Raw genomic sequence first — 25,462 nt, 5'->3', positions numbered from 1 at the left:
TAAGGAGAGGTCAATGTTATGGAGGAACGGATGATTTCTGGGGAGCTTCAGGAAGAAGATTCTTCAATTGAATATAGCTTAAGACCTGAGACATTAAGTCAATATATTGGCCAGGAAAAAATAAAAGAGAACTTAAGTATTTTTATTCAAGCTGCCAAATTACGTGATGAAGCTTTAGATCATGTGTTATTATATGGACCACCTGGTTTAGGAAAAACGACGCTTGCCACTATCATTGCCAATGAAATGGGTGTGCAATTTCGTACAACATCAGGTCCGGCCATAGAGAAAGCAGGAGACTTAGCCGCAATCTTAACATCTCTTGAGCCGGGAGATGTATTATTTATTGACGAAATTCATCGTTTGCCACGCTCTGTTGAAGAAGTACTTTACCCAGCTATGGAGGATTTCTGTTTAGATATTGTATTAGGACAGGGATCTAGTGCAAGATCAGTCAGGCTTGATTTGCCTCCTTTTACTCTGGTTGGTGCTACAACAAGAGCTGGACTTTTAACAGCACCTTTAAGAGATCGTTTTGGTGTGTTAAGTCGTCTGGACTTTTATGAAACCAAGGATTTACGAAACATTGTGGAACGTACAGCAGATATTTTTCATATTGGTATTGAGTATGATGCAGCGACTGAAGTTGCCAGAAGATCAAGGGGAACACCAAGAATCGCTAATCGACTGCTGAAAAGGGTTCGTGATATTGCACAAGTTAATGGAGAAACAACCATAACGATGGAAACAACCAAGAAGGCTTTAAAAATGCTGCAAGTGGATGAACAAGGTCTGGACCATATTGATCATAAGCTTTTATTAGGGATTATGGATCAGTTTAAGGGCGGACCGGTAGGATTAGATACGATTTCGGCAACGATTGGTGAGGAATCCCAAACAATAGAAGATGTGTATGAACCATTTTTACTGCAAATTGGTTTTATACAGCGTACCCCAAGAGGAAGAGTAGTCACCTCTAACGCTTACTATCATTTCAATCGGGAGGTTCCTAAAATTGAATGATTTTGGGAAAATAATGATCGTTATAGGAATTGTCTTTGTTTTGATTGGTTTGATATGGAGTTTGATTGGAAAGCTTCCGGGGGATATCACCTTTAAAAAAGGCAATGTGACCTTTTTCTTTCCCATTATGACATCAATCGTCGTAAGTATTGTCTTATCCCTTATCTTTTATATTTTAAGTAAATTTCGTTAGAGAGGTTTGAATACATCATGAAAGTAGAAGATTTTGATTTTGATTTACCAGAATCTCTTATAGCCCAGACACCATTGGAAAATCGGTCTGAGTCCCGATTAATGGTTTTAAATCGGGAAAAACAAAGAATGTCACACCGTTATTTCTATAATATTGTTGAGTACTTAAATCCAGGTGATTGTTTAGTATTAAATAATACAAAGGTACTACCCGCCCGTCTATTTGGTGTAAAGCAAGATACAGGGGCAAAAATAGAAATCCTGCTATTGCATCAGGTTGGAGGGGACAAATGGGAGGTTCTTTTGAAACCTGCTAAAAAGGTCAAAGAAGGAACCAGAATTGAATTTGGCAATGGTCTCATGACTTGTATATGTCAGGAAAAAAAAGAGCATGGTGGAGCGATTGTAGAATTTCACTATGATGGAATATTTTATGAACAGCTGGATAAGCTTGGGGAAATGCCTCTTCCCCCTTATATTAAGGAACAGCTTGACGATCGGGACCGTTATCAAACGGTATATGCAAAAGAAAAAGGTTCTGCTGCTGCACCAACAGCTGGTTTACATTTTACAAAAGAATTATTAGACGAAATTCAAAACCTAGGAGTACATATGGCTTATGTCACTCTGCATGTTGGTCTTGGAACTTTTCGTCCGGTTAATGTGGATGATATTGAAAATCATGAAATGCATGCTGAGTTTTATCATATGGATGAAGAAACAGCAGAACTCCTGAATGATGTAAAGGCAAAAGGAAATCGTATTATAACAGTGGGGACAACATCTACCCGGACATTAGAAACCATAGCCAGAGATCAGGATGGAGACTTCAAAGCCCAATCAGGATGGACAGACATCTTTATTTATCCGCCTTATCAGTTCCGGGCTGTTGATGCTTTAATAACCAATTTTCATCTGCCAAAGTCTACTTTAATTATGATGATTAGTGCATTTGCTGGCCGGGAATTTGTGTTAAACGCTTATAGAGAGGCTGTGCAAAAGAAATATCGCTTTTTTAGCTTTGGTGATGCTATGTTCATCGAATAATTTTAGGAGTGTATCAAAATGGCAATACAATATGAACTAATCAAAGAAGATAAACAAACTGGGGCACGCTTAGGAAAGGTGACCACTCCACATGGATCATTTGAAACGCCTGTCTTTATGCCTGTTGGGACTTTAGCTACAGTAAAAACCATGAGTCCTGAAGAATTAGAGGAAATGGGAGCTCATATTATCCTTTCAAATACGTATCATTTGTGGTTACGACCTGGAGAAGATATCATTAAGGAAGCTGGAGGGCTTCATTCTTTTATGAATTGGGATGGCTCCATACTAACCGATTCGGGTGGCTTCCAAGTATTTAGTCTTAGTGATATGCGGGATATTACTGAAAAAGGCGTACATTTTCGCAACCATTTAAATGGGGAAAAGCTATTCCTGTCACCGGAAAAAGCGATAGAAATTCAAAATGCATTAGGTTCTGATATTATAATGGCCTTTGATGAGTGCCCACCGTATCCAGCTGAATATGAATATATGAAGGCCTCTGTTGAACGGACGAGCAGATGGGCAGAAAGGTGCCTCAAAGCTCATAAGCGGCCGGATGAACAAGGTCTATTCGGAATTGTACAAGGTGGAGAATATGAAGATCTGCGCCGGCAAAGTGCAAAAGATTTAGTCTCATTAGATCTTCCTGGTTATGCAATAGGTGGTTTGTCAGTAGGCGAGCCGAAGCATGTAATGAATGAAGTGTTATCCTATACTGCCCCCTTGTTACCAAAGCATAAACCTAGATATCTAATGGGCGTAGGGTCGCCTGATTCTCTTATTGACGGCGCTATACGTGGAGTAGATATGTTTGATTGTGTTTTACCTACCCGGATAGCCAGAAATGGAACTTGTATGACATCAACCGGGAGACTTGTAGTGCGTAATGCAAAGTATGCCCGGGATTTTTCGCCGATTGATGAACATTGCAACTGTTATACATGCAGAAATTATTCAAGAGCATATATTCGTCACTTAGTCAAAACGAATGAAACTTTTGGATTTAGACTTACTACTTATCACAATCTTTATTTTTTGGTAAAATTGATGGGACAAGTACGCCAAGCAATTAAAGATGATTGTCTAGGTGACTTTCGAGAAGAATTCTTTGAACAATATGGTTTTAACAAGCCAAATGCAAAAAACTTTTAAGCTGAAAGGGGTGAAACATACATGGAACCAATAATTATGCTTGTATTGTTCTTCGTTATCTTTTATTTCCTACTCATTCGTCCACAGCAAAAACGACAAAAGAAAGTACGGGAAATGCAAAGTAATCTGCAAAAAGAAGATAAGATTATTACCATAGGTGGAATGCATGGAACGATTCATGCGTTAGATGAAGGTACTATTGTTGTAAGAGTAGATGATGGTACTAAGCTTACATATGATCGTAATGCCGTTCGAGAAGTGGTAAGCAGTGAAAATGATGAAGAATAATGAGACAAAGAGGATGCAACTACGGTTGACATCCTCTTTTTTATGATTACTCCTGATTTGCCTGAAAATTAACTCCTGTAATCCCGCCTAAAACAGCAGCTGCGAGAAAAAGCCCATGATAAAGCCATTGCTCACTATTGAAAAGCTGATTATAAGCTAAAAACTGATAGAGGAAAATAAATAAACTATAGCCTAATCCTGTTAAAGCTCCTAACATCCATCCCTGTTCTTTTCCCTTTATACCGGCAAAAGTTCCACCTGCAAAAACATAAGCAATACCTAATCCGAATGTTGCCCAATGTAAGATTGTTTCGCCCATATCCGTAAAGCGAATGATTAACGCTAAAATAAAACTGCTCACCAACATCAATAGGAAAATGGTAATCCAACCATACAATAAGGCTACAAATCTTTTTATTACCATTTTTTCACTCCCCCTTGTTTCTCCTTGTCCACTTATTAAATGATTGTATTCAGGAATATTTAAAATAGAATGAAAATATTTTGTGTAAGGACATGAATATATATAGTTAAGCAAGGATTTTGCAGGAAGAAAAGATTGAATTAGTCAGAAATGGGAAAAGGAGAAATGGTATGGAAGCTGCATTTTCAATTGCGATTTTCTTAATCAGTTATTTATTTATCATTTTGGAAAAGGTTAATCGTGCATTGGTCGCGTTAACGGGTGGAATATTAATGCTTTGCGCGGGTCTTTTTACGTGGGATGACGCCTTTTATTCTTATATCGACTGGCATACTATCTCGTTATTGTTTTCAATGATGGTGCTGGTTTCCATCACGCAAAAAACAGGTTTTTTTGAATATATAGCATTATTACTTGCTCAAAAGGTAAAGGGAGAACCTGTCAAGCTTTTAATCGTAGTTTCCTGTCTTACTGCTTTGGGATCAGCATTGTTGGATAATGTTACAACGGTTTTGTTATTTGTTCCGGTTATTATAAATCTTACATCGATTTTGTCGCTGCCTGCATTTCCTTATCTGGTTATGATTATCTTCAGCTCAAATATAGGGGGGACAGCTACATTAATTGGGGATCCACCAAACATTATGATTGGCCAAGCTGTAGAACATTTAACCTTTATGTCTTTTTTAACAAATCTTGCACCCATTGTTCTTATCATTTTTTTTAGTACTTTATTTTTAATGGTTTCATTATTTCGAAAGTCTTTGAAGTCTGACCCAAAAAATATTACGAAAGTTCAGGAACTTAATCCTGAGGAGTATTTAATCCAATCGCCCCTTTTGTATAAATCTTTATTTGTATTATCATTAACGGTTATTGGCTTTTTACTCCATCCAATATTACATGTAGATTTAACCACTATCGCTGTATGTGGCGCATTATTACTACTTCTTCTTACAGATCAGGATTTGAATGCTGAAGTGGTTTTTAAGGAAGTTGAGTGGTTAACCTTATTTTTCTTTATGGGTCTATTTATATTAGTTGGTGGATTACAGGCAACAGGGGTAATTGATGAAATATCTAAAGGGATAATTGATATTACAGATGGGGACTTGCCTACTACTGCACTGATGATTTTATGGATAGCAGGTTTGTCTTCAGGCATTGTGGACAATATACCCTTTGTTGCAGCAACCATCCCTGTCATTGAAGAATTTAAGGAATTTGGAATGCTCTATTTAGATCCTTTATGGTGGGCGCTAGCCTTAGGAGCCTGCTTAGGAGGAAATGGTTCATTAGTAGGTGCATCAGCTAATGTAGTTGTAGCTGGTATAGCGGCCAGCTATGGAAAGGGAATTTCATTTCTGCGCTTTATGAAATATGGTATGCCTGTTGTCTTGTTTTCATTGATTATTGCAACGATTTATTTATTTTTGCGTTACCTGCTTCCTTATTTACAAGGTTCCATTGTATAAATGCATGTTTTTATCAAAACCTAAAGGAAGCGTTATGGTAAGGGATGTGGAAGCATGGAAGCCATTTTAATCGTTGTGCTTCGAACGTTAGGAATGTACTTTATCATCTTTCTGATTTTACGTTTGATGGGGAAAAGAGAGCTTGGCGAAATTAGCATTTTTGATTTAGTGATTTTCATTATGCTGGCTGAAATGGCGGTTATTTCGATTGAGAATCTGGAAAAAGGCTTCTTTTATAGTATTGTGCCGATGGTCATTTTATTGATTATACAAAGGCTCTCAGCTAAAATTTCATTAAAAAGTCAAAAGGTAAGAGAGATGCTGGATGGTAAGCCCTCGATTATCATTCAAAATGGCAAAATTGATGAACAGGAAATGAAACATCAGCGTTATAATATGGACGATTTGCTTATTAATCTTCATGAAAAAGGAATTCAACTGGTTCAGGATGTAGAGTTAGCTATTTTGGAACCAAACGGGAAATTATCTGTATTTGAAAAGAAGAATAATCCGGTCCAGATTTATTCACCTTTGATTTCAGACGGAACCATACAGCACCATGTCCTAAAGCAGATAGAGAAGGATGAAAATTGGCTTAAGGAAGAATTGAAGAAATTAGGTTATAATCAGATTGACTCCATTTCCTATTGTTCTATGAATAAAGATGGAACGCTTTATGTTGATGAGTCAAATTTAAATAAGGAATGAAAAAGAGGCTGTTTAATGGGACAGCCTCTTTTCCCTGAATTATTTTAGTTTGTTAAAGAGAGGAAGCTGAACTAATTCGTCCTTTGTAATAAATCGAAAAATAAATAACAACAGGATATAGAACGCAGCTAATATTACGAACACAATTAATAATGAAAGAATTTCTACTTCCGCTCTAGGAAAAAGATTATAAAGGTTATGCCCTAAATAGTATGTGATAAGAAGCAGACTCATCATCTTCAAAATATCCCCGAATGGAAGCTTGAACTGTATATGCTTGACTAAAACCGCAAAGTGTAGAAGGGTCACAAGGACTACGCCGACAATAATAGCTAATACGACCCCTGTAATTCCGAATTGAGGCTGTGAAGCAAGAATGATAAGTGTGGATAGTTTAACGACAGATCCAATAATACTATTATACATTGCCTGCTTGGCCAAATCTAAGGCTTGCAGGGCTGCCTGCAATGGTGCCTGAAAGTACAATAAAATAAAGAATGGTGCCATTAGTGTAACAAATCGGCTTGCATCTGGATCATTGTACATAAAGGTAAGAATCGGCTTAGCAAAAATAAAAAGAATAATGGTTGCAAAAGCTCCGGATGCAAAGGATAACCGAATCGATTGATGGATTCGGAAGTGAATAAGCTTTACTTGATTTTTGGCATCAGCTTCACTTATGGATGGAACGAGTGCTGTCGATAAAGATGTCGTAATAAATGTAGGCAAAAACAGTAAGGGTAAGACATATCCGGTTAATTCTCCATATAATTTAGTGCTTTGCGTCACCGTATAACCCGCAATTGCTAAACTTTGTGAGACTAGAATAGGCTCTAGAAAGTGAGAGAGTCTTCCCACTATTCCGCTTCCTGTTGTAGGGAGTGCAATCGACATTAATTCTTTTAATGTTCCTTTAGCCTTTTGTAACGATTGTCCAATGTTTCGTCTTAACTTTATGCGTTTTTTATGCTTAAATTGATAAATGATAAACATTAAGGAGCAAAATTCTCCTATTATTACGGAAATCATTGCACCACTAGCCGCAAATTCAACGCCATAGGGTAATAATAGCTTGGTTAAAAAAGCAACAAGGGTAATTCGCACAAGCTGCTCTATTACCTGAGAAATGGCCTGTGGCTTCATATTTTGCAGTCCCTGAAAATAACCACGCAGTACCGCGGACATAGCTACAATCGGTATAATAGGGCTAATGGCAAGTAAAGGATATAATGTTCGATGATCCGTTAATAAATATTGTGCAACAAATGGCGATATCAGAATAAATGCAAGGGTGAAAATGGTACTTAAAATAAATGTTAAAGAAAAAGCTACGAGTAAAATCTTCTTTATTTTTTGCCGGTCCCCTTTAGCATCTGCCTCTGCAACTCTTTTTGAAATGGCTACAGGTAAACCGAAGTGGGTAATCGTAATAACAAGAAATAGAGTAGGTAAGGCCATCATATACAGACCTACCCCTTCTTCGCCCATAATTCGTGCAACAACAATGCGATTGATAAAGCCTAAAAATCGTGTTATTAAACCAGCAATAATTAATACAAGAGTACCTTGTATGAATGTTTGTTTTGCCATGTATTTGCCCTGCCTTCTCAAAAGTGTAAAAATCGTATACAATGAATGTATATGCATGAAGGGTGGTCAAGCATGACAAGCCCTGTATAGCTTTTTTGTTTTCTATCACGTTTAGACGTGACATTATTCTTTGTTATATGTATTTAAAATGAATGGAGGATTTCTGTTTTTTTGAGTTTATTTGAGAAGGTAAGTACTATAGGGGGCAGGTTCATGAAAGATGTAAGGACAGTTACAGAATGGCACACATTTGTTTCACCTGCTTTACAAAGTAAAGTCGATGAGCTTCATGTACTCGGCTACGACAAAGCTACCGAAGAGCAGGTGTGGAATTGTCTGATAAAGAAAGTGTGGAAAAAGGACATTGATAAACGATTATATGAAGTGGTTCAGGATATTCTGCATTTAGACTCAGGGGTATTTATGAGCTATTTAGCTCGGGAAATTTATCAGGAACGAAATGATGATTTAATGGCACAGATTGAGGCACTTACTGGAAATGATTTATAGAGAATAGCATGAAGGTTTTGTACATAAGGGTTTGTTTTGTTCAAGGTGTAATATAAGGAGGAGCACGACAACATGGTTAAAAAAGGTAGAATAATGGCTTTTTTCCTAATCACATTCATTTTGGCAGGAGTAATCGGAACAACGACAACGAATATTTCTAAAGGCATTCCATTAGGCCTTGATTTGCAGGGTGGATTTGAAATTTTATATGAAGTAGAGCCTATTGATGAAGATCAGGAAATCAATAGTACGGTTATGAATGCAACAGTAGAAGCGTTACGTGAACGGGTTGATGTTCTAGGGATTAGTGAAACCCAAATTGATATAGAAGGGAATAACCGTATACGTGTGCAACTGGCAGGTATTCAGGATCAGTCAGAGGCTCGTGAGTTGCTGTCGACACAGGCACGTTTATCCTTTCGTGACGTGAATGATAAAGAGTATTTAAATGGTTCGGATATTGTGGAAGGGAGTGCACAGCAAGACTTCGATCCAAACACAAATGAACCGATTGTTACCGTAGATTTGAAGAGTGCCAGTAAATTTGCTGATGTCACAAGTAAGATTGCTGACATGAATGACCCTGCTATTCCTGGCCCTGACGATAACCGTCTTGTTATTTGGATGGATTATGAAGAGGGAGATACATACCAGGCGGAATCCAATAAGGAAGATCCTAAATATGTTTCCGATCCCACTGTCGGTGAAACATTAAATACAAGTCAGGTTATGATTAGTGGCAACTTTACGGTGGATTCTGCACAGCGTTTAGCGGATATCTTAAACGCAGGATCTCTACCTGTAAATATGACAGAAATGTATTCTGAATCCGTCGGTGCCCAATTTGGTGAACAGTCGTTAAATAAAACAATCATTGCCAGTGCTATTGGCGTTGGTTTAATCTTCTTATTTATGATTGGTTACTACCGCTTTCCTGGAGTTGTGTCTGTTATTACCATCAGTGCCTATATCTTTTTAATCTTACTCATTTTTAATCTTATGAACGGTGTGTTAACTTTACCAGGTCTGGCCGCATTAGTGCTCGGGGTTGGTATGGCAGTTGATGCGAATGTTATTACCTTTGAACGGATTAGGGAAGAGTTAAAAGCAGGTAAAAGCACACTCTCGGCTTATCGTTCAGGGAATAAGCAATCTCTTTCAGCTATTTTTGACGCCAATATTACAACATTAATAGCTGCAGCGGTATTATTTATGTATGGAACAAGCTCTGTAAAAGGGTTTGCGACTATGTTAATTGTAAGTATTTTAGTAAGTTTTGTTACTGCTGTTTATGGTACCCGTTTATTAATGGGGCTTTGGGTAAACAGCAAGTTCTTAAATAAAAGACCAGGCTGGTTTGGTGTGAAGAAAAACGAAATTAAAGATATTACAAAAGGTGAGGAAGTAGAGCCAACATTTTTCGGGAAATTCTTTGATATTGTAAAGCATCGTAAGAAATTTCTTATGGCTTCTACGGTATTAATTGTGGTAGGGGTTATATTCCTCTCTGCTTTCCGATTAAATTTAGGAATCGATTTTACGAACGGTTCCCGTGTTCAGGTCCTCGCAGACGATACGATAAAAGTTGAAGAAGTAGAAAATGGATTTGAAGAATTAGGATTAGAACCTGAAGAGTATACACGAGCCGGTGATCAAAACGAAATCGTGATGGTACGCTTTGACCGTGTATTATCAGAAGATGAAATAGCAGATGTGAAAGCTTATTTTACTGATACATATGGTAATGAACCGAATGTGGGCACGGTGTCACCTGAGGTGAGCCAGGAGCTCGCTAAAAATGCAGTTTTAGCTGTTTTAATTGCATCCATTGGCATCATTATTTATGTAACCATAAGGTTCGAGTTCTATTTTGCCCTTACAGCAATTATTGCATTGCTGCATGATGCATTCTTTGTATTAGCCTTATTCAGTATTTTCCAATTGGAATTTGATATTACCATTATTGCAGCTATTTTGACGATTGTTGGTTATTCTATTAATGATACGATTGTAACTTTTGACCGTATTAGAGAAAATTTACGCATGAGGAGAAGGGTGAAATCATTTAAAGAGCTGGCAGGAATAGTGAATAAGAGTTTAATGCAAACCATAACCAGAAGTGTGAATACAACGATCACAACGATTGCTGCTGCTCTTATGCTCTTAATCTTCGGAGCAACAGCTATTACGAATTTCTCCTTTGCATTAGTGGTTGGTTTGATTGTCGGCATGTATTCTTCTTTATTCCTTGCTGCTCAAATATGGCTTGTATGGAGAGGAAAAATGCTTGATAAGAAGCCTATTCAATTTGAAAAGAAAAAGCAAACTGGTGGTCCACAGGTATAAAAAAGTGTTTAAGAGGCTGGGACGTATCCAAGACAATCCATCTAAAGAAGATCAATGAAAGGTATTTCCGGAGCGGGATTCTGCAGCCTCCATCCTATCCATTTCTTTTCGTTTTCTTTGACAAAAAACTGTTGTCCCAGCCTCTTATGCATAAGCACGGAATCAATCAATTACACTTTATAGTGAAGAGGTGACAGGTGATGAAGGCACAAACATCCATTATATTTGCTATTATTTTCGCATTACTTGTTGCGATATTTGCTGTCATTAATGTGGATGCTGTACCAGTAAATTTTTTGTTTTTTACTAGAGAAGCTCCCTTAATCTTGGTTATATTAATTTCTGTTTTAATGGGAAGTGTCATGACCGCAGCGTTTGGATTTGTGAAAATCTACCGGCTGCAGAGGACGCTTAAGCAGTTAAAACAAGAACACCATCAAAATGATCCAAACCATGAGAATCGTGAAATAGCATTGGAAAATGAGGACATCACAAAGGATGAAACAAACGAATCAGATACGTCAAAACGATAGATTTTTTAATAATTTTCATAATGTAAAGGGTGATTTGTTTAAATTGCGTTTAACTAAGGCAGAATGATTAACAATATTTGTGAATATTGCCAAACCATATGTGGAAGGAAATTCGATTTGCTACCCCTGACAACCTCTAGTATAATAGGTTCGTTAGGGGTGAATTTATGATTGAAAGTAAAGCACAATGGCATGTGAAAGAAGAGCAAGATGATGAATCTGTCATTGACTTACCCATATCAAAGATAACGAAAGAGCTTTTAATGAATAGAGGCATTAAGGATACAAATACAGCAAAAAGATTTTTATCACCTACCTTAGAGGATCTCCATGATCCCTTTTTATTTTCAGATATGAAAAAAGCCATTGACCGAATTGAAAAAGCGATACTAGATCAGGAAAAAATCTTGGTTTTTGGAGACTATGATGCAGATGGTGTAACCTCCACAACGGTTCTAATAGAAGCTTTAAGAGAAAAGGGAGCGATTGTGGATTTTTACATACCCAACCGTTTCACAGAAGGTTATGGACCTAATGAGGCTGCTTTCCGACAGGCGAAGGAAGCGAATATTTCTTTGATTATTACTGTTGATACCGGAATTGCGGCCGTTCATGAAGCGAACATAGCAAAGGAGTTAGGTGTGGATTTGATTATTACCGATCACCACGAAGCTCAGGAGGAAATGCCAGAAGCCGTAGCGATTATCCATCCCAAAGTCTCCTCTACTTATCCTTTTGATGAATTAGCAGGTGTGGGGGTTGCTTTTAAACTTGCTCATGCACTTTTGGGGACGTTTCCCCAGCATTTACTTGAACTTGTATCGATTGGAACGATTGCGGACTTAGTCCCCTTACAAGCTGAAAATCGTGTCCTTGTATACTATGGGTTGAGGTCTTTGACATCTTCCAATCGTCCAGGTATTAAGATGCTGAAAGAGGTTTGCGGCATTGAGGGAGATGTGACAGAAGAAAATATCGGATTTGGAATCGGTCCACGGTTAAATGCAGTTGGCCGATTACAGGATGCTTCACTTGCTGTAGATTTATTACTGGAGCAGGACATAGAGGTGGCCCGGGAACTAGCTGAAGAGGTACAACGTTTAAACCAGGAACGTCAAAAGTTAGTATCTGAGATTACAAAAGAGGCCCAGGGAATGATTGAGGAGAACGGTTTTCATGAAGATGGCGTTTTAGTCGTAGCTAAAGAAGACTGGAATCCCGGCGTATTAGGGATTGTTGCCTCCCGTCTTGTTCAGTCTTACTCCAAGCCCACGATTGTTTTAGGGATAGATACAGATAAACAGGAGGCTAAAGGCTCCGCTCGAAGTATTGAAGCATTTAACCTATTTGAAAATTGTATGGAAATTAAGGATCGGTTTATCAGCTTTGGTGGACATGCCCAGGCAGCAGGAATGACAGTTGCAGTAGATGAAATCAGTCCTTTACGTAACAATCTTAGTGAATTAGCTAATAAGAAGCTTTCTAAAACAGATTTTCAGCCTATTTTAACGATTGATAAGCAGATGAACATGAGAGAGATTAGTGTTGAGTTAATTCATGAAATCGAACAATTGGCTCCATTTGGTATGGGCAATCCAAAACCACTTTTTCAATTAGCTGAGAAGGATCCCAAAGAAATTCGTTTGATTGGCGCCAATCAGAATCATTTAAAAATGAACTTCCAGGAAGATACTAAAATAATTGACGCTGTGGGCTTTGGCATGGGCCATTTATATACTAGAATTTCTCCTCATGCGAAAATATCTATTGTTGGAGAGCTAAGTATTAATGAATGGAATGGCCATAAAAAGCTGCAGATTATGATGAAAGACCTGGAAATTTTGGAATGGCAATTATTTGATTTTCGTGGAACTAAACACTTGCAAAAGCAGATTCAGGATTTAGATACACAGAATCATGTCGCTATCTATTTTGATTCATCAACCGAAATAGAAGATTGGATGTACAAGCATCTTCAAGTGTTTCATATTGACCAGTGGAAAGAAACAACATCTTATGATGGGTCCCATTTATGGTTTATTGATCTTCCATTATCTTTAGATCAGGTGACCGAAGTATTAAAGGAATTAAATCCCAAAAATATCTTTGCTTATTTTAAAATGAACGAAGAAAATTACTTTAATCAAATCCCGAATCGGGAGCACTTTAAATGGTTTTATGGCATCATGATGAAACGGGGAAGTCTGGATTTAGATAAAGAAAGATCAGCACTTGCCAGGTCACGTGGGTGGTCTTTGAATTTCCTGGACTTTATGATAAAAGTGTTTTTAGAGTTGCAATTTGTTAGAATAGAGGATAGAGAACTAGTATACGTTAAACAACCAGCTAAAAAGGATTTAACGGAATCTGCTACCTATCAATTGAAAATGAATCAAATAGAAGTTGAGAAAACATTATATTATTCGACTTATAAAGAATTGAAAAAGTGGTTCAACGAGCAGATGACGGGTGACCACTTGAAGGAGGAAGTTGCACATGGATTATAAAAAGTATATTACACTTGTAAATGATTGGCCCAAGGAAGGAATTGAATTTAAAGATATAACGACTTTAATGGACAATGGAAAGGCATTTAAATCTGCAGTAGACGAAATTGTCACCTACGCCGATCAATTAAATATTGATTTAGTTGTCGGTCCTGAAGCTCGTGGCTTTATCATTGGCTGCCCGGTTTCCTATGCTCTTGAAGTAGGCTTCGCACCTGTACGAAAGGAAGGAAAGCTTCCCCGTGAAGTCATCAAAGTTGATTACGGATTGGAATATGGGAAAGATATTTTAACTATTCATAAAGACGCAATTAAACCAGGACAACGCGTTTTGATTACAGATGACTTGCTTGCAACCGGTGGTACAATAGAAGCAACCATTAATCTGGTTGAGCAGTTAGGCGGAATTGTAGCGGGGTGTGCATTTTTAATTGAACTTTCTTATTTACATGGTCGTGAAAAGCTTCAAGGCTATGATGTATTAACATTAATGGAATATTAACAGGGAAGAAAGAGAGTGCTCTATTTAGAGAGGACTCTTTCTTCTCATTATATTCTTATCGTCTTGTTTAGGTTTATGAAAAGATTATAGTTTTTGCTTTACAAATGTATAAGAATTTTATAATAATGTATAAACAATCAAAAATTTTAGTTTTTTGAAAATATAAGGTGATTCCATGTCTACTGATAATATCTTAACAGCCGAAGATGTGATTCAAGGCGCATCTAAATATTTACCCGAAAAGGATGTTGATTTCGTACAGCGTGCCTACCATTATGCCGAAAATGCTCATCGAGAGCAATTTCGCAAATCCGGCGAACCCTATATCAATCATCCTATTCAGGTAGCAAGCATTTTAGTTGAACTCGAAATGGATCCAGCAACGGTTTCGTGTGGCTTCCTTCATGATGTTGTTGAGGATACGAATGTAACGATTGAAGATTTAGAGGATGAGTTTAACGCTGAAGTGGCTATGCTTGTTGATGGGGTAACTAAATTAGGAAAAATAAAATATAAGTCCAAAGAAGCTCAACAAGCAGAAAATCACCGGAAAATGTTTGTTGCCATGGCAAAGGATATTCGTGTGATTTTAATCAAGCTGGCAGACCGTCTTCATAATATGCGCACACTCAAACATTTACCACCGCCGAAGCAGCGGAGAATAGCTAATGAAACGCTTGAAATTTTTGCACCTATTGCCCATCGTTTAGGTATTTCAACGATCAAATGGGAGTTAGAGGATACAGCCTTACGTTATCTCAATCCTCAGCAGTATTATCGCATTGTGAATTTAATGAAACAAAAGCGAAATGAGCGTGAATATTATATTCATGATGTGGTTGATGAAATTCATCAGCAGTTGAATGATGTGAATATTCAGGCGGAAATTTCAGGTCGTCCGAAGCACTTATATAGTATTTATCGAAAAATGGTTATGCAAAACAAACAGTTTAATGAGATTTATGACTTACTTGCAGTACGTGTCATCGTAAACAGTATTAAGGATTGCTATGCTGTTTTAGGAATTATTCACACCTGCTGGAAGCCAATGCCAGGTCGATTTAAAGATTATATTGCCATGCCAAAGCCTAACCTTTATCAATCCCTGCACACAACGGTCATAGGTCCTAAAGGTGATCCTTTAGAAGTGCAGATACGTACTAAAGACATGCATGAGATTGCCGAGTTTGGAATTGCAGCTCACTGGGCATATAAAGAAGATAAACAACTGGATAAGAAACGTTCTTTTGAAGACAAATTAACCTGGTTTAGAGAGATTCTTGAATGGCAAAATGATACCCATGATGCTGAAGAATTTATGGAAACATTAAAGATGGATTTATTTTCAGACATGGTTTACGTATTCACACCAAAGGGTGATGTGCTTGAATTGCCATCAGGATCGGTTCCCATTGATTTTGCTTACCGAATCCATACTGAAATTGGAAATCAGACTATTGGGTCCAAGGTAAATGGCAAAATGGAACCCTTAGATTATCAATTGAAGACCGGGGATATCGTTGAAATCATGACCTCAAAGCATTCCTATGGTCCATCTCGAGATTGGCTGAAAATCACTAAAACCTCACAAGCCAAAAATAAAATTAAGCAATTCTTTAAGAAACAGCAGAGAGAGGAAAATATCGCCAAAGGGAAAGAGCAGATAGAAAAAGAATTAAACCAGCTGAATGTCGATTTGAAAGAGGTTCTGACACCAGAAAATTTGCGTAAAGTCGGTGAAAAATTTAATTTTAATAATGAGGAAGACATGTATGCGGCGGTTGGATACCAGGGAATTACTGCTGCTCAAATTGCCACCCGTTTAGCAGATAAGGTGAAAAAACAAAAGAAAACACAGGATTTTGAAAAAGCACTAGAAGAAGTCAAACAAGAGGTAGGAAGCAGGAAAAAACCGAAAGCTGATTCAGGCGTAAAAGTAAAAGGGGTCGATAACCTATTAATTCGATTATCAAAGTGCTGTAATCCGGTTCCAGGCGATGAAATTGTTGGATATATTACGAAAGGACGTGGTGTATCCGTCCATCGTGCAGACTGTCCTAATGTGAAAACAGATGAAATTCAAGGAAGACTTCTTGAGGTTGAATGGGAAGGTGCTGGCAGCGACAGTAAACAATTTAGTGTGGATATCGAAATTTCAGGCTATGATCGCCATGGATTACTAAATGAAGTCTTACAAGTAATAAACGAAACGAAAACAAGTATTACTGCAGTAACCGGCAAATCAGACCAAAAACAAATGGCAACTATAAATATAACGATCATGATTCATAATATTAGTCATTTACGAAAAATTGTTGATCGCGTTAAACAAATACCTGATGTATACACTGTACGAAGAAAGATTCAGTAAGGAGATAGACCTATGAAAGCCGTTATTCAAAAAGTCAATCAAGCTAATGTCAGAGTAGATGGAGAGATTAAAGGTCAAATGGAACATGGTCTCGTTGTATTATTAGGTGTAACCCATGATGATGATGAATCAGATTGCGAGTATGTAGCTGATAAATGTGTGAATTTACGGATTTTTGAGGATGATATGGGCAAAATGAACCTCTCACTAAAGGATGTTCAAGGTTCAATACTTTCCATTTCGCAGTTCACATTATATGGGGATACCCGAAAAGGAAGAAGACCTAATTTTATGAAAGCAGCAAAACCAGAGCCAGCTGAAAAATTATATGAGATGTTTAATTCTTTGGTAGAATCCAAAGGAATTCCGGTAGAAACTGGTGAGTTTGGGGCGATGATGGATGTTAGTTTAACCAATCAGGGCCCAGTTACATTAATCATAGATAGTGATGGTCGTAAATAAATAAGAAAGTGCTGCGTGGTATTACCCCTGCAGGTAGACATGAAAAAAAGAGGGCATGATAGTATGTTCCTAATAGTCTATCTGGAGGGGATTTTTCTTGGAACAAAGAACAAACCTTTTAAACATCAAACTAAATGCACAGAAAAAAATTACAATCGTATATTTTTAGAGGAATATTTGTGTAGAATTACGCGGAGGTATTAGGCACCTCTGCGTTTTTATTTTCTTTTCCACTTATCTTTTTCTGACACGCTAATTTGCTGATTGAAACCCTTTACAGGTAATTTGTACTGTCCTGAAAAATAGGTCCAATATTACTTGACAGGAATATTCCTTACATGGAATAATGTTTTCAACAACAAGGTGTGACTAGATAAAGTGGAAAGCGCGGGAGGGTGGTGTTCCTAATGTAACAATATGACCTTATTGCTAAGAAAAAAACAAATGTTAGGGGAGAATTCACCATGAACGTACAAATATTCAGTGCACTGGCAGATCCCAACCGTCTTGCTATCGTCGATCTTCTTCTTCACGAACCGCTTCCAGTAGGAAAAATTGTAGAAAAGTTAAATCTAAATCAACCCCAAACCTCAAAGCATCTTCACGTGTTAAGTGAAGCTGGTCTTGTCGAGGCTCATCCAGTAGCTAATCGTCGAATATATAAGCTAAGACCACAACCATTTCAGGAGTTAGACAAGTGGCTTGAGTCCTACCGTCGAGAGTGGGAAGCACGTATGGATCGGTTGGACGATTATCTCGATGTATTACAGGGAAAAAACCACTGAAATGATGATAAAGCGAAAAAAATAAAACATTTCGTTTAGAAACATAATAGACCTTCCCTAAAAAGGATTTAGCTTCTTAAACGTGATGGGATAAACACTTTTGTGTACTGGGAGAAAAATGAAAGATGGAGAAAGAGTATATTATTGAATGGAGGAGTTAAATTGTCAATCAATGAATTGAAATCAAGAATAGAGAATGATCAGGTCCTGGTATTAGAACGTATAATCGAAGCACCTCGTGACCTTGTGTTTAAAATGTTTAAAGAACCTGAACATCTCAAACATTGGTGGGGACCTATTGGCTGGGAACTTCCAGTTTGCCACATTGACTTCCGACCGGGTGGTACATGGCATTTTTGTATGAAATGTATGGACCCGAATCAAGAAGAAGATTATGGAATGGAGTCCTGGGGAAAAGTAGTTTACAGGGATATAATCGAACCTGAGACGATTAATTACACTGATTATTTCTCTGATGCTGATGGTAATATCGACGAAAATATGCCATCATCCGAGATTACGTTGGAATTTATCGACCTGGGTGAAAAGACGAAACTGATTAATCGTGTTGAATATATGTCTGCAGAAGCCCTCAAGACGGTTATGGATATGGGTATGATACAAGGCATCACCGAAACCTGGAACCGTCTGGAAGAGCATCTGAACGAGGTCAAATGATAAATCATTTAAAATGAAAGGGTGGGAACATCAATGATAGAACAAAAAATTGTTCCACATCTATGGTTTAATCAGCAAGCAATAGAAGGTGCTCAATTTTATACATCCATTTTTCCGGATTCAAAGGTCATCAATGTCTCAACAATTCAAGACACGCCCTCTGGAGAAAGTAAACTTGTTTCTTTTAATCTTGCAGGATATTCATTCATGGCCATAAATGGAGGGCCTCATTTTCAATTCAATCCTTCGATTTCCTTTTTTGTTAATTTTGATTCTTCTAGAGATGAGTATGCGAGGGAAAATTTAGATCAGCTCTGGGAAAAGCTGTCCCAAGGTGGTACCCCCCTTATGCCGCTTCAGGAATACTCATTTAGTAAGCGCTACGGATGGATACAGGACAAATACGGCCTGACATGGCAGCTGATTCTCACAAACCCGGATGGTGAAGAACGGCCATTTATCGTACCTTCATTGATGTATGTTCAAGATGTGTGCGGTAAGGCAGAGGAAGCCAGTGACTTTTATCTTTCTATTTTCAATGAGTCAAGACGAGGGGAAATGGCTCGCTATCCAGCAGGAATGGAACCGGATAAGGAAGGGACTTTGATGTTTACAGATTTTATGCTGGAGAAACAATGGTTTGCTGCTATGGACAGTGCTCAATCCCATAACTATAAATTTAATGAAGGCGTTTCACTCCTAGTTCAGTGCGAAAATCAAGGAGAGATTGATTACTACTGGGAAAAGCTTTCTTCAGATCCAAAAGCAGAACAATGTGGTTGGTTGAAAGATAAATACGGTCTATCTTGGCAAATCTGGCCAGTAATTATGGGAGAAATGATGGCAAACAGTACAAACGATGAAATGAAACGATTAACAAAAGCATTTCTTCAAATGAAAAAACTTGATATAGAAAAATTAAAAGAAGCCTATCAAAGTAAGGGATAATATTGTTGCAGGTAACATAAAAATAGTTGGTTTTAAAGACGGTTATCGTCATTTTATTAAACATAGAATTCAACAGCAAAACACAAATATCCTACTTCATGTTGTGAGTCGGTTTCATTTAGCCAATAAGCAATTCAGCGAATCCAGTTCGAATTCTAAAGGATATAATTGGTTCATCAAATAATCCTATAATATCAAATGACCAAAAAGGCGAATTCCTATGCGAATTCGCCTTTTAAATAATCCTGACAGGTTTGGTTTTATGCCTCGGAACTACATTACTTAGCTTAAAGTGCTTTTTTCACTGTTTGCTTTAATGACAAATTTCCATCAAGCAAGCCTCTTGTTTTACTGAAAATAATCGATGAGTCCACGGATTATACCATTTGTCGCTTTTTCCTGGAAAGTCATCGTGTTGATTTTAGCTTCTTCCTGGGCATTTGATAAGAAGCCTAATTCAATTAAAGTCGCTGGCTGTTGATTTTCCCGAATCACCAAAAAATTACCAAAGGTAACCTTTCGATCTTTTGCTCCAGTAGCTTCAAGAACCTTCTGATGAATACTTGAGGCAAGCGACTTTTGTCGATCATGATAATAATATGTACCGATTCCGTTTACATTGGGAAACTGGGGTGCACTATTATAGTGAATACTTATAAAGGCATCAGCCTGGTAGGCTTGAGCATGAGCCACACGGTTTTCTAAAGTCAAAAACGTATCATCAGTTCTTGTCATAACAGGTCTGGCTCCAAGTGTTTTTAATTTTTTTTCTAATGACTGCGCTGTAATCGTCGTGATATACTTCTCGTAATTTCCTGAAGCACTAATTGTGCCTGTATCTGCTCCGCCATGTCCCGCATCAATGACAATAACCTTTCCTTCCAATGTATTGGCTTTCCCTATTACCGGTTTATCAGTATCAAGATTTGAATCGACGAGCCATTTACCTATCCATCCCTGATCTCCATTTGAAAGCTGTATTTGGTACCAGCCTTTTTCTTCATCTACAATCGGAAAAGACTGTTCTGTACTTACCTTTTGTATAATTTCGCTACTTAAAGAGGGGTTGCTGTGAACACCAACATTCGCATCGGTCACTGAAATTTGAACGACTTTTTTCGATTGATTCTGGTCCGAACGTTTACGAATGTAATCACGAGATACCCAGCCTTCTGTATTCTGGAATTGTATTTTAGCCCAATTTCCGGACTGATCAAGAATTTGTACAGAGGCATTTTGATTAGCTTGTCCCAAAATTTCATATTCCATTCCGGGTCCTTTTCTTATGTTCAAATCATCTACAGTAATAACAGCTTCTTCTGCTGACACAGAAGACTGTTGAGATTGAGTGATTAAAAATCCTGAAATGCTAAGAAGCATGATGATTATCAAGCTTATTATAGTGTTTTTCCTCAATTTTTTCCCCTCGCTTTTTATTATGGAACCAATTGGCTAATGAACTAAAGACTGTTTTTATAAAGGCTCTGTTAAACATAGGTGTTGATTTTCGCTCTAGTGCACTCGCTTTCCGTGATAGACCGAAAATCGCCTTGCCATAGGTCTGCGGTGTCCTTCATATACCGCTTTTCCCTCAGGAGTCTTGCGCACTTTTGCTCCCATTAATGGCTTTTATAAAAGATTGTTATTTTTCACTTCATAATGCTCAGGATGAGCTTAATCGTTCAGACTGAAGTTGGTAAAACAACAAATGATACGAAATCAGCCTAACAAAAAGAGATAATCATTTAAATTTATTGTAAATAAAACTCTCCTTTTGAACAAGCTAAGAATAAAACGAATGAGTGAGGGGTATTAAAAAATGAGAACAAGTGGAAACCGAAATGCACTTTCTTTATCTGAGCAGGATATCTTTCAAATTGATTTCCATCACTTTATGAATTCAGAAAAAGAACAATCTTCGATGGAATTAGCTCAGGAATTTGGTTTGTCGCTAAAAGATGTAAAAAACTTAAAAGAAAGATTAAATCGTTCTTGACATTTGTCCGCGACAACATTATAGTTATAATCAATTCAAAATTAATACGTACGGAAATCCTGTGAAAGAAAGAGTAGTTAAGGAAAAGATGGATAGAGAGGAAATGCCATAGGCTGGAAGCATTTCTCCATACTGCCTTAATGAAAGACATTCTGGAGGTTCCACATTGAACAGACAAGCCTTATTAGATGTGGACGTCACCATGCGTTAATGGCAATTAAGGGGAAGCAAAACCAATTTATTGGAATGGCTTTGCTTCAACTTAGGGTGGCAACGCGGGTGAAATCCCGTCCCTTCTTCAGTGAAAGGGGCGGGATTTTTTAATGGTTTAGGAAATGATAAAATGGAAGCTCTGCGGATAAAAATTAAAAATTCAGAGTCCCTTGGCCAGATCCTATGCTAAAGCGGCTAGTAAGACTCCCTTCACCTCCATACATCATTATACGAGTTTTTCCTGCTTTAGTTCATTTATGGAAGGTTCACTAGTAAGATAATGAGTACCCAAAGGGGTTGCTGGCCAGCCAGGATTTTCTTTACATAGCTAAAAAGAAGTTTATGAAGAATTAAGATAGATAATCGAAGGAGGAGCAATGATGATTAACGTTCCAAGAGGGACAGAAGATATCTTACCTGAACAAACGAAAAAGTGGCAGTATGTCGAACGAAAACTGCAAGAATTAGGAAAAGCTTATAATTACCAGGAAATTAGGACACCTATTTTTGAACGCACCGAATTATTTCAAAGAGGTGTGGGAGACACAACCGATATTGTACAAAAGGAAATGTACACTTTTAATGATCGAGGCGGACGAAGCCTTACTTTAAGACCTGAGGGTACGGCGTCAGTGGTACGTTCCTATGTTGAAAATAAAATGCACGGGTCACCCCAGCAACCAACTAAGCTTTTTTATTTCGGACCTATGTTTCGCTATGAACGTCCACAAAAAGGGCGTATGCGTCAATTTGTCCAATTTGGCATAGAAGCATTAGGAAGTGCAGACCCTGCTATTGATGCTGAAGTTATGGCTTTTGCGTTAGATTGCTATAAGACGTTAGGGTTAAAGTCATTAAAATTAGTAATCAATAGTCTTGGTGACATGGAGAGTCGTACGAACCACCGTAATGCTTTAATTGAACATTTTACACCACATAAAGAAGAACTTTGTAAGGATTGTCAAAATCGTTTAGAAAAGAATCCTTTACGCGTATTAGATTGTAAGGTAGACCGTAATCACCCGGCTATGAAAACCGCACCATCAATTATGGATTATTTAAATGATGATTCACGTAACTATTTTGATCAGGTGAAAATGTATCTAGAGCAAATGGGAATTGATTTTGACGTTGATCCAAACTTAGTAAGAGGATTGGATTATTATAATCATACCGCATTTGAAATCATGAGCGATGCAGAAGGATTTGGTGCCATTACCACATTATCTGGTGGTGGACGTTATAATGGCCTTGTTGAGGAGTTAGGGGGTCCTGAAACTCCTGGAATTGGTTTTGCACTGAGTATTGAACGTTTATTACTGGCTTTAGAAGCTGAAGATATTTCACTTCCCTTTGATGAGTCCATTGATTGCTATGTAGTAGCAATGGGAGATGAAGCTAAGAAAGAGGCTGTTAAACTCCTCTATAATCTGAGAAAACAGGGATTAAAAACCGATATGGATTATATGGATAAAAAGATGAAAGCCCAATTTAAAGCTGCAGACCGCTTAAAAGCACGTTATGTCATTGTTATGGGAGAGAATGAGTTAAACGAGGGCAAAGTTGCACTTAAGAATATGGAAACAGGCGAACAGAGTGATCAATCACTAGATCAGGTAGTGTCTTATTTAAAAGAGGCTGTACAAGGAGGAACAGGGAATGACTGAACGTTTTTATTGTGGTAAATTAACGGAAGAAAATATTGGTGAAGAGGTTTTGTTGAAGGGCTGGGTCCAAAAACGCCGTGATCTTGGGGGATTAATCTTTATTGATCTCCGTGATGTATCAGGATTAGTCCAAATTGTCTTCAATCCATCCATTAGTCCTGATGCTTTGGCAAAAGCAGATTCTGTACGCAGTGAGTTTGTTATTGAAGTTACAGGTAAAGTGGTAGCCAGAGAAGAAAGCACCATTAATGATAATATGGAAACCGGAACACTTGAGGTTGAAACAAAGGAATTAAGCATTCTTAATAAATCGAAAACACCACCATTTACTCTAGAAGAAGAGTCCGATATAACAGAAGAGATTCGCCTTAAATACCGTTATCTTGACCTTAGAAGAAAACCAATGCAGGAAACATTTATATTACGTCACCAAACCACACAAGCTATTCGGAATTTCTTAAATCGTGAAGATTTCTTAGAGATGGAAACCCCGATGTTAACGAAAAGTACACCAGAAGGAGCAAGAGACTATTTAGTTCCAAGTCGTGTACATCCAGGAGAGTTTTATGCTTTACCGCAATCTCCTCAGCTTTTTAAACAGTTGATAATGATGTCAGGCTTCGAAAAATATTATCAAATTGCCCGTTGTTTCCGTGATGAAGATTTACGTGCAGACCGTCAGCCGGAATTTACTCAAATTGATATTGAAACGTCTTTCATGTCCAAAGAGGATATTATGGAAATGATAGAACGTATGATGAAGCAGGTGATGAAGGAAGTAAAAGGCCTGGATATACCCACTCCATTTCCAAGAATGAAATACGATGAAGCTATGGAACGTTATGGCTCAGATAAACCGGATACCCGATTTTGTATGGAGCTTACTAATATATCTGAGATTGTTCAGAATTCTGGCTTTAAAGTCTTTCGTGGTGCTGTTGAATCAGGTGGTAAAGTTAGTGGTCTAAATGTGAAGGGGAAAGCATCAGCCTATTCAAGAAAAAACATTGATCAGCTAACAGATTTTGTTAAAATATATGGTGCTAAAGGTTTAGCCTGGTTAAAGGCAGAAGAAGACTCATTAACCGGTCCAATTTCCAAGTTCCTATCTGAAGAAGAGGCACATGGCATAAAGGAAGCAATGAATGTAGAAAATGGCGACTTGCTATTATTTGTTGCTGATAAAACCAGTGTTGTTTATGATAGTCTTGGTGCACTGCGGTTAAAACTAGGCAAGGAGCTAAATCTGATTGATGAAACAAAATTTAATTTCCTTTGGGTTACGGATTGGCCACTATTAGAATATGATGAGGATTTAGGCCGTTACTTTGCAGCTCATCACCCATTTACAATGCCAAGCCCAGGTGCGTTAGAGAAGTTTCATGACGCTCCGGGTGAAATGAAGGCTGAAGCTTATGACCTTGTCCTTAATGGTTATGAATTAGGAGGCGGTTCATTGCGTATCCATGAACCAAGTATGCAGGAGAAAATGTTTGAGGCTTTAGGCTTTACAAAAGAGGAAGCCAATGAACAGTTCGGATTCTTAATGGAGGCCTTGCAATATGGAGCCCCTCCACATGGAGGTATTGCTCTTGGATTTGATCGTTTCATCATGCTTTTAGCAGGAAGAGATAATTTAAGAGATACGATTCTATTTCCGAAAACCGCATCTGCATCTGACCTCTTAACAGACGCCCCATCTGAAGTAGATGAGAGTCAGCTGAAGGAGTTAAAGTTAAAGCTTTCAAATCGTGAAGTGAAATAGAATTGTTAAAGATTTGTAATCCTGCCATAATATAAAGTCTTGAAATGAACCGTAATCCTATGCTATCATTCAATTACAATAAAAATTTGCAAGTAATCCTGATGTGTTCGTCACAGCCAATCAGTTTTGACCGAACAACAACGTAAAAGGGAGCCTGGAGTTTCCATATGGCGTACATGCCTCCTTAGTGTGGAAGTATAAAATATGGAACAGGGCACCCACCTGCCGAGAGCGGGTTCAAAACGTTACAGTGTGACGGCACGATTGGGATTGCCAT

23 protein-coding genes, 1 other RNA gene and 1 other annotated feature are annotated in these 25,462 nt (G+C 37.9%); of the genes, 21 read left to right on the top strand and 3 right to left on the bottom strand.

Annotated elements, in window-relative coordinates; all coding sequences use genetic code 11:
• Nucleotides 1–18 precede the first annotated feature (18 nt).
• From ruvB to yajC, 5 genes are read left to right on the top strand one after another with little or no spacing between them, the layout of a single operon-like run.
• A complete protein-coding gene (gene ruvB, locus BMX63_RS10985; protein WP_093135400.1) occupies nucleotides 19–1,023 on the top strand; it encodes a Holliday junction branch migration DNA helicase RuvB in 1,005 nt (334 codons plus the stop codon).
• On the top strand, nucleotides 1,016–1,216 hold the full coding sequence (locus tag BMX63_RS10980; RefSeq protein WP_093135396.1) for a DUF2905 domain-containing protein: 201 nt from the start codon (nucleotides 1,016–1,018) through the stop codon (nucleotides 1,214–1,216). Before ruvB ends, BMX63_RS10980 begins: the two co-directional genes overlap by 8 nt.
• A 17-nt stretch (nucleotides 1,217–1,233) precedes the next feature.
• On the top strand, nucleotides 1,234–2,262 hold the full coding sequence (gene queA / locus BMX63_RS10975; protein WP_093135393.1) for a tRNA preQ1(34) S-adenosylmethionine ribosyltransferase-isomerase QueA: 1,029 nt from the start codon (nucleotides 1,234–1,236) through the stop codon (nucleotides 2,260–2,262).
• An 18-nt stretch (nucleotides 2,263–2,280) separates the two neighbouring features.
• The gene (gene tgt, locus BMX63_RS10970) at nucleotides 2,281–3,417 is read left to right on the top strand and encodes a tRNA guanosine(34) transglycosylase Tgt (protein WP_093135391.1); all 1,137 of its coding nucleotides are present in this window, start codon (nucleotides 2,281–2,283) and stop codon (nucleotides 3,415–3,417) included.
• Nucleotides 3,418–3,438: 21 nt separating this feature from the next.
• Nucleotides 3,439–3,705, top strand: a complete 267-nt coding sequence (gene yajC / locus BMX63_RS10965) for a preprotein translocase subunit YajC (RefSeq protein ID WP_093135388.1) — start codon at nucleotides 3,439–3,441, stop codon at nucleotides 3,703–3,705.
• Nucleotides 3,706–3,751: 46 nt separating this feature from the next.
• On the opposite strand, the gene BMX63_RS10960 is transcribed toward yajC, so the two are convergent.
• Complete coding sequence (locus tag BMX63_RS10960; protein ID WP_093135385.1) at nucleotides 3,752–4,129, bottom strand: TIGR04086 family membrane protein; 378 nt, start codon at nucleotides 4,127–4,129, stop codon at nucleotides 3,752–3,754.
• A 170-nt stretch (nucleotides 4,130–4,299) separates the two neighbouring features.
• Between BMX63_RS10960 and BMX63_RS10955 the strand changes: the two genes are divergently transcribed.
• Entirely contained in the window at nucleotides 4,300–5,604 is a 1,305-nt protein-coding gene (locus BMX63_RS10955; protein ID WP_093135383.1) for an ArsB/NhaD family transporter, read from the top strand.
• A gap of 54 nt (nucleotides 5,605–5,658) precedes the next feature.
• Entirely contained in the window at nucleotides 5,659–6,312 is a 654-nt protein-coding gene (locus BMX63_RS10950) for a DUF421 domain-containing protein (RefSeq protein WP_093135380.1), read from the top strand.
• Between the two features lie 39 nt (nucleotides 6,313–6,351).
• Here the strand turns inward: BMX63_RS10950 and spoVB are convergent, their stop codons facing one another.
• Entirely contained in the window at nucleotides 6,352–7,902 is a 1,551-nt protein-coding gene (gene spoVB, locus BMX63_RS10945; protein WP_093135378.1) for a stage V sporulation protein B, read from the bottom strand.
• Nucleotides 7,903–8,115: 213 nt separating this feature from the next.
• Between spoVB and BMX63_RS10940 the strand changes: the two genes are divergently transcribed.
• The 10 genes from BMX63_RS10940 to BMX63_RS10895 all read left to right on the top strand — a co-directional run bounded on the left by BMX63_RS10940 (nucleotide 8,116) and on the right by BMX63_RS10895 (nucleotide 19,544).
• Nucleotides 8,116–8,412, top strand: coding sequence for a post-transcriptional regulator (locus tag BMX63_RS10940; protein WP_093135375.1), 297 nt, complete (start codon nucleotides 8,116–8,118; stop codon nucleotides 8,410–8,412).
• A gap of 72 nt (nucleotides 8,413–8,484) precedes the next feature.
• A complete protein-coding gene (gene secDF, locus BMX63_RS10935; protein ID WP_093135373.1) occupies nucleotides 8,485–10,758 on the top strand; it encodes a protein translocase subunit SecDF in 2,274 nt (757 codons plus the stop codon).
• Between the two features lie 200 nt (nucleotides 10,759–10,958).
• On the top strand, nucleotides 10,959–11,291 hold the full coding sequence (locus BMX63_RS10930) for a LapA family protein (protein ID WP_093135370.1): 333 nt from the start codon (nucleotides 10,959–10,961) through the stop codon (nucleotides 11,289–11,291).
• A 167-nt stretch (nucleotides 11,292–11,458) separates the two neighbouring features.
• Nucleotides 11,459–13,798 (top strand): single-stranded-DNA-specific exonuclease RecJ, encoded by a 2,340-nt coding sequence (recJ, locus tag BMX63_RS10925; protein ID WP_093135367.1) that lies wholly within the window; start codon nucleotides 11,459–11,461, stop codon nucleotides 13,796–13,798.
• The gene (locus BMX63_RS10920) at nucleotides 13,788–14,300 is read left to right on the top strand and encodes an adenine phosphoribosyltransferase (protein ID WP_093135363.1); all 513 of its coding nucleotides are present in this window, start codon (nucleotides 13,788–13,790) and stop codon (nucleotides 14,298–14,300) included. The genes recJ and BMX63_RS10920 overlap by 11 nt, the downstream gene beginning before the upstream one ends.
• Nucleotides 14,301–14,475: 175 nt before the next feature.
• Complete coding sequence (locus BMX63_RS10915; protein WP_093135360.1) at nucleotides 14,476–16,671, top strand: RelA/SpoT family protein; 2,196 nt, start codon at nucleotides 14,476–14,478, stop codon at nucleotides 16,669–16,671.
• A gap of 12 nt (nucleotides 16,672–16,683) precedes the next feature.
• Complete coding sequence (dtd, locus tag BMX63_RS10910; protein ID WP_093135358.1) at nucleotides 16,684–17,133, top strand: D-aminoacyl-tRNA deacylase; 450 nt, start codon at nucleotides 16,684–16,686, stop codon at nucleotides 17,131–17,133.
• Between the two features lie 464 nt (nucleotides 17,134–17,597).
• Entirely contained in the window at nucleotides 17,598–17,918 is a 321-nt protein-coding gene (locus tag BMX63_RS10905; RefSeq protein WP_093135355.1) for an ArsR/SmtB family transcription factor, read from the top strand.
• A 162-nt stretch (nucleotides 17,919–18,080) separates the two neighbouring features.
• Complete coding sequence (locus BMX63_RS10900; protein WP_093135353.1) at nucleotides 18,081–18,596, top strand: SRPBCC family protein; 516 nt, start codon at nucleotides 18,081–18,083, stop codon at nucleotides 18,594–18,596.
• Between the two features lie 33 nt (nucleotides 18,597–18,629).
• Complete coding sequence (locus tag BMX63_RS10895; protein WP_093135350.1) at nucleotides 18,630–19,544, top strand: VOC family protein; 915 nt, start codon at nucleotides 18,630–18,632, stop codon at nucleotides 19,542–19,544.
• A gap of 348 nt (nucleotides 19,545–19,892) precedes the next feature.
• On the opposite strand, the gene BMX63_RS10890 is transcribed toward BMX63_RS10895, so the two are convergent.
• On the bottom strand, nucleotides 19,893–20,936 hold the full coding sequence (locus tag BMX63_RS10890) for an N-acetylmuramoyl-L-alanine amidase family protein (RefSeq protein WP_093135348.1): 1,044 nt from the start codon (nucleotides 20,934–20,936) through the stop codon (nucleotides 19,893–19,895).
• Between the two features lie 427 nt (nucleotides 20,937–21,363).
• Between BMX63_RS10890 and BMX63_RS10885 the strand changes: the two genes are divergently transcribed.
• From BMX63_RS10885 to ssrS, 4 genes are all read left to right on the top strand, one after another.
• The gene (locus tag BMX63_RS10885; RefSeq protein ID WP_093135345.1) at nucleotides 21,364–21,540 is read left to right on the top strand and encodes an RNA polymerase subunit sigma-70; all 177 of its coding nucleotides are present in this window, start codon (nucleotides 21,364–21,366) and stop codon (nucleotides 21,538–21,540) included.
• 52 nt (nucleotides 21,541–21,592) lie between these two features.
• Nucleotides 21,593–21,838, top strand: a binding site (T-box leader).
• 292 nt (nucleotides 21,839–22,130) lie between these two features.
• Nucleotides 22,131–23,420 carry a histidine--tRNA ligase gene (hisS, locus tag BMX63_RS10880; RefSeq protein ID WP_093135343.1) on the top strand — a complete coding sequence of 430 codons (1,290 nt, stop codon included), beginning with the start codon at nucleotides 22,131–22,133 and terminating at the stop codon, nucleotides 23,418–23,420.
• Nucleotides 23,413–25,185 (top strand): aspartate--tRNA ligase, encoded by a 1,773-nt coding sequence (gene aspS / locus BMX63_RS10875; RefSeq protein ID WP_093135339.1) that lies wholly within the window; start codon nucleotides 23,413–23,415, stop codon nucleotides 25,183–25,185. The genes hisS and aspS overlap by 8 nt, the downstream gene beginning before the upstream one ends.
• 92 nt (nucleotides 25,186–25,277) lie before the next feature.
• Nucleotides 25,278–25,460, top strand: a non-coding RNA gene (ssrS, locus tag BMX63_RS10870) — 6S RNA.
• Nucleotides 25,461–25,462 lie beyond the last annotated feature (2 nt).

The organism is Salinibacillus kushneri, from assembly GCF_900111405.1.
Classification (GTDB): domain Bacteria; phylum Bacillota; class Bacilli; order Bacillales; family Alkalibacillaceae; genus Salinibacillus; species Salinibacillus kushneri.
Note: the sequence above shows the minus strand (reverse complement) of the source record. Positions and strands in the feature narration are given on the sequence as shown.

Bases quoted from the DNA above. Each gene is read 5' to 3' on its own strand.
- BMX63_RS10955 (WP_093135383.1), top strand. From the start codon at position 4,300: ATGGAAGCTGCATTTTCAATTGCGATTTTCTTAATCAGTTATTTATTT.
- recJ (WP_093135367.1), top strand. From the start codon at position 11,459: ATGATTGAAAGTAAAGCACAATGGCATGTGAAAGAAGAGCAAGATGAT.
- ruvB (WP_093135400.1), top strand. From the start codon at position 19: ATGGAGGAACGGATGATTTCTGGGGAGCTTCAGGAAGAAGATTCTTCA.
- BMX63_RS10895 (WP_093135350.1), top strand. From the start codon at position 18,630: ATGATAGAACAAAAAATTGTTCCACATCTATGGTTTAATCAGCAAGCA.
- yajC (WP_093135388.1), top strand. From the start codon at position 3,439: ATGGAACCAATAATTATGCTTGTATTGTTCTTCGTTATCTTTTATTTC.
- BMX63_RS10885 (WP_093135345.1), top strand. From the start codon at position 21,364: ATGAGAACAAGTGGAAACCGAAATGCACTTTCTTTATCTGAGCAGGAT.
- aspS (WP_093135339.1), top strand. From the start codon at position 23,413: ATGACTGAACGTTTTTATTGTGGTAAATTAACGGAAGAAAATATTGGT.
- BMX63_RS10960 (WP_093135385.1), bottom strand. From the start codon at position 4,129: ATGGTAATAAAAAGATTTGTAGCCTTATTGTATGGTTGGATTACCATT.
- dtd (WP_093135358.1), top strand. From the start codon at position 16,684: ATGAAAGCCGTTATTCAAAAAGTCAATCAAGCTAATGTCAGAGTAGAT.
- secDF (WP_093135373.1), top strand. From the start codon at position 8,485: ATGGTTAAAAAAGGTAGAATAATGGCTTTTTTCCTAATCACATTCATT.
- spoVB (WP_093135378.1), bottom strand. From the start codon at position 7,902: ATGGCAAAACAAACATTCATACAAGGTACTCTTGTATTAATTATTGCT.
- BMX63_RS10905 (WP_093135355.1), top strand. From the start codon at position 17,598: ATGAACGTACAAATATTCAGTGCACTGGCAGATCCCAACCGTCTTGCT.
- hisS (WP_093135343.1), top strand. From the start codon at position 22,131: ATGATGATTAACGTTCCAAGAGGGACAGAAGATATCTTACCTGAACAA.
- BMX63_RS10950 (WP_093135380.1), top strand. From the start codon at position 5,659: ATGGAAGCCATTTTAATCGTTGTGCTTCGAACGTTAGGAATGTACTTT.
- queA (WP_093135393.1), top strand. From the start codon at position 1,234: ATGAAAGTAGAAGATTTTGATTTTGATTTACCAGAATCTCTTATAGCC.
- BMX63_RS10940 (WP_093135375.1), top strand. From the start codon at position 8,116: ATGAAAGATGTAAGGACAGTTACAGAATGGCACACATTTGTTTCACCT.
- BMX63_RS10930 (WP_093135370.1), top strand. From the start codon at position 10,959: ATGAAGGCACAAACATCCATTATATTTGCTATTATTTTCGCATTACTT.
- BMX63_RS10915 (WP_093135360.1), top strand. From the start codon at position 14,476: ATGTCTACTGATAATATCTTAACAGCCGAAGATGTGATTCAAGGCGCA.
- BMX63_RS10920 (WP_093135363.1), top strand. From the start codon at position 13,788: ATGGATTATAAAAAGTATATTACACTTGTAAATGATTGGCCCAAGGAA.
- tgt (WP_093135391.1), top strand. From the start codon at position 2,281: ATGGCAATACAATATGAACTAATCAAAGAAGATAAACAAACTGGGGCA.